Origin of the sequence: Rhodococcus sp. NPDC006774 (genome assembly GCF_040636045.1) — a bacterium.
Taxonomy (GTDB): domain Bacteria; phylum Actinomycetota; class Actinomycetes; order Mycobacteriales; family Mycobacteriaceae; genus Rhodococcoides.
The window spans coordinates 1-3,198 of record NZ_JBEYIW010000049.1 but is presented as its reverse complement, the minus strand read 5'-3'; the positions used below and the strand labels follow the sequence as shown (position 1 = coordinate 3,198).

The window sequence follows — 3,198 nt, the reverse complement described above, 5'->3', positions numbered from 1 at the left end:
CATCACCACCGGCACCGGCCGAACACCCAACACCCCCACCGAACACACACTCACCCACATCTACCGAGACGTACTCCACCTCGACCACGACACACCCCTCACCGTCGACGACGACTTCTTCCGGCTCGGTGGTGACAGCATTTCGTCGATTCAGGTGGTGTCGAAGGCACGACGGGCGGGGCTGTCATGCTCTGCCGCGGAGGTATTCGATCGCCGTACCATCGAGGAACTCGCACGGTTGATCGACGAACGTGTCGGCGACGCCATCGCAACTGGTCCAATCGCAGTCCCGACATCCGGCCTGTGGCCGATTGCCGCCGCCCACATCGATCAGCCCGGCTTCGATTCCTACAGCCAGTCGTTCGTTTTCGTCACTCCCGCTGGCATGTCCGGCAGTCAGCTCCATCGCATCTTGACTCGCGTCATCCGGCACCATTCCGCGTTGCGGGGCAATATCGTTCGTGGAGACGGGCTGTCGACGTTCACGTTGCCGCCGGCCGACGTGCCGCTGGAGACAGTCGGCGACCGGATCGCGATGTCGACGACCGACAACGGGTGGGCGCACCCCTCGTGGACGGAACGGATCGATAACCTCGTCGCCGAACTGTCGCAGAAGCTGGATCCGCACAATGCAGTGATGTGGCACGCGGCGTGGTGCACGGATCCGAGTGAGGCAACGGGCCGTCTGGTGACCGTCGTTCACCATCTTGTCGTCGACGGCGTGTCATGGCGCATCCTCGAAGACGATCTGGCACACGCCCACGCTCTGGAAACCGGCTCGGCCACAGACGACCTGCTCCCGGTCGGAACCTCGATCACGTCGTGGTCCTCCGCCCTGCGCGCGCGATCGACCGACGCAGATATCGTTGCGCAAGAATCGTATTGGTCCGATGTCGCTGCGCACGTCACTCCGACCGTGGCGAATCGAAGCGTCGACCCGATTCTCGATACCGGTGCCACCGCTACAACCGTGCCGATCTCGGTGCCGGTGGACGTGACCCGTGCCGTACTCGAGGATGTGCAGCGGACATTGTCGGCGGGGCCCGACGAGGTTCTTCTCGGCGCATTGGCGATTGCGGTCGGCGCATGGCGGGCCCAGCGAGGACTCGGTCGACGACCCACAATCGTCGGGCTCGAGGGTCACGGGCGGCAGGAAGCGCTGATCCCCGGTGCGGAGCTCGGTCGCACCATGGGGTGGTTCACCACCTGGTACCCCGTGATCGTCGATACCGGCGACATCGATCCCGAAGCAGCACTGATGGATTCGCAGGCTGCCGCAGACGCGGTGCTCCGCGTCAAGGAATCGCTGACCGCCGTGCCGGACCGCGGCATCGGATACGGGTTGCTCCGGCATCTCAACCCCGACACCACCGATCGGTTCTCCTTGCACGGAATCCCGGACATCGGATTCAACTACCTCGGCCGTTTCACGGCCGACTCCGAGCCGACGGCATGGCGAACCGCTCCCGAATCAGCGGGTCTCGGCGGCTACTCCCCCGCAGACCTGCCCGTGGCGGCCGCGATCGACATCAACATCGCGGCAGTCCCAGGTCCCGACGGCGCAACCGTCCTGGACGGAATATTCACCTATGCGACAGGGGCCGTAGCGCCCTCCGACGCAGAGGAATTGCTCACGCTCTGGATCGCTGCACTGTCCTCCCTCGCTACGTACGTACCCGCGGCCGATCACGTGCGACGAGTGCCGTCGGACCTGACTGCACCCGACGTCACCTTCGCCGACATCGCCGCATTCGAATCCCGCTACGGTACTCTCGCCGACGTCCAGCCGTTGACGCCTCTGCAGCACGGGATGGTCTTCGAATCGCTGCTGGGACTGAGCACTCCGAGTGAAGCGAACGTCGACGTCTACATCACGCAGACGACTCTGACGCTGACCGGGCCGTTGGACGTCCCCCGACTCGAGCGCGCCTTCTCGCGAGTATTCGACACCTACCCCAACCTCACGTCGGCCATCACCGCCACCGACAGCGGCGATCACGTCGCAGTCGTACCGGCTCGACTCCGGGTGCCGGTGCAGCACATCGATCTGACGTCCGCTGATGACTCTGTCGCGCGACTCGAGCAGATCGTCGCCGCCGACCGCGCGACGCCGTTCGTTCTCGATCGGGCACCGCTACTGAGGATCACGGCGGTGAGCACTGCGGCACAACGGCACGAGGTGCTGTTGACGATGCACCACGTTCTGGCCGACGGGTGGTCCACTCCCTCGGTGGTGCAGACGCTGCTCGACGCCTATCGCGCGCCGGCAAAGCCCGCGGTTCCCGACACCTCATATCCGGCGTTTCTGCGCTGGCTCGCGGACCAGGACCGTGCAGAGTCACTGCGGGCGTGGGCAGTTGCGCTGGACGCGGTCACCGAACCGACGATCATCACCCCCACTGCACCCGCGACGTCCGATGTCTTCCCGGACGAGATCTCGATTTTCGCCGATGCGGCCCTGACCGCGCACCTCGACAGTGTGGCCCGGGGCCGAGGTGCCACGGTGAACAGTCTGGTGCAGACGGCATGGGCAGTGACGTTGAATTCGGTCACCGGCCTGGGCACCGTCGTCTTCGGCACCACGGTGTCGGGCCGTCCCGCCGAGATCGACGGCATCGAGCGCGCCGTCGGCATGTTCATCAACACCATTCCGACGCCGCTGACGTTGAGTGACAACCCCACTCTCTCCACGATGCTCGACCGCGCTCAGCAACAGAACACCGCGTTGCTGAGCCATCACCACGTTCCACTGCCGGAGCTACACCGGCTCACCGGATTCCCGACGTTGTTCGACACCCTCGTCGTGTACGAGAACTACCCCATCGACGAGGAAGCTCTGCACGCCGACGACAACACGGGAATCACGCTCACCGGTGTCGGCGGACTCGACTCGACGCACTACCCACTGACGCTCGCCGTGATCCCTGCGCCGGGGAGCACGACCTTCGAGTTCTCCTATCGCCCAGAGCAACTGGACCGCGCCACCACGACACGCATTGCGGAAATCTTCCAGCGGGTACTCCACGCCTTCGCTGCCACGCCCGATGCCCCCATCTCGAATCTGAACCTCCTGCCCGAGGACGACACCACGCACATCGCCGAATGGTCGACCGGGTCCGACGCCACCGGTCTCGAAATACCCACCACAGGTGCCACCCTGGACTCGCTGGTACGCAACCAAATCCGGGCCACACCCGA

Annotated in this window: 1 protein-coding gene; it reads left to right on the top strand. The window is 65.0% G+C overall.

Annotated features, from left to right (window positions below; translation table 11 throughout):
* Positions 1-3,198: condensation domain-containing protein (locus tag ABZ677_RS27725; RefSeq protein ID WP_358375289.1), on the top strand; the 3,198-nt coding region annotated here is incomplete at both ends.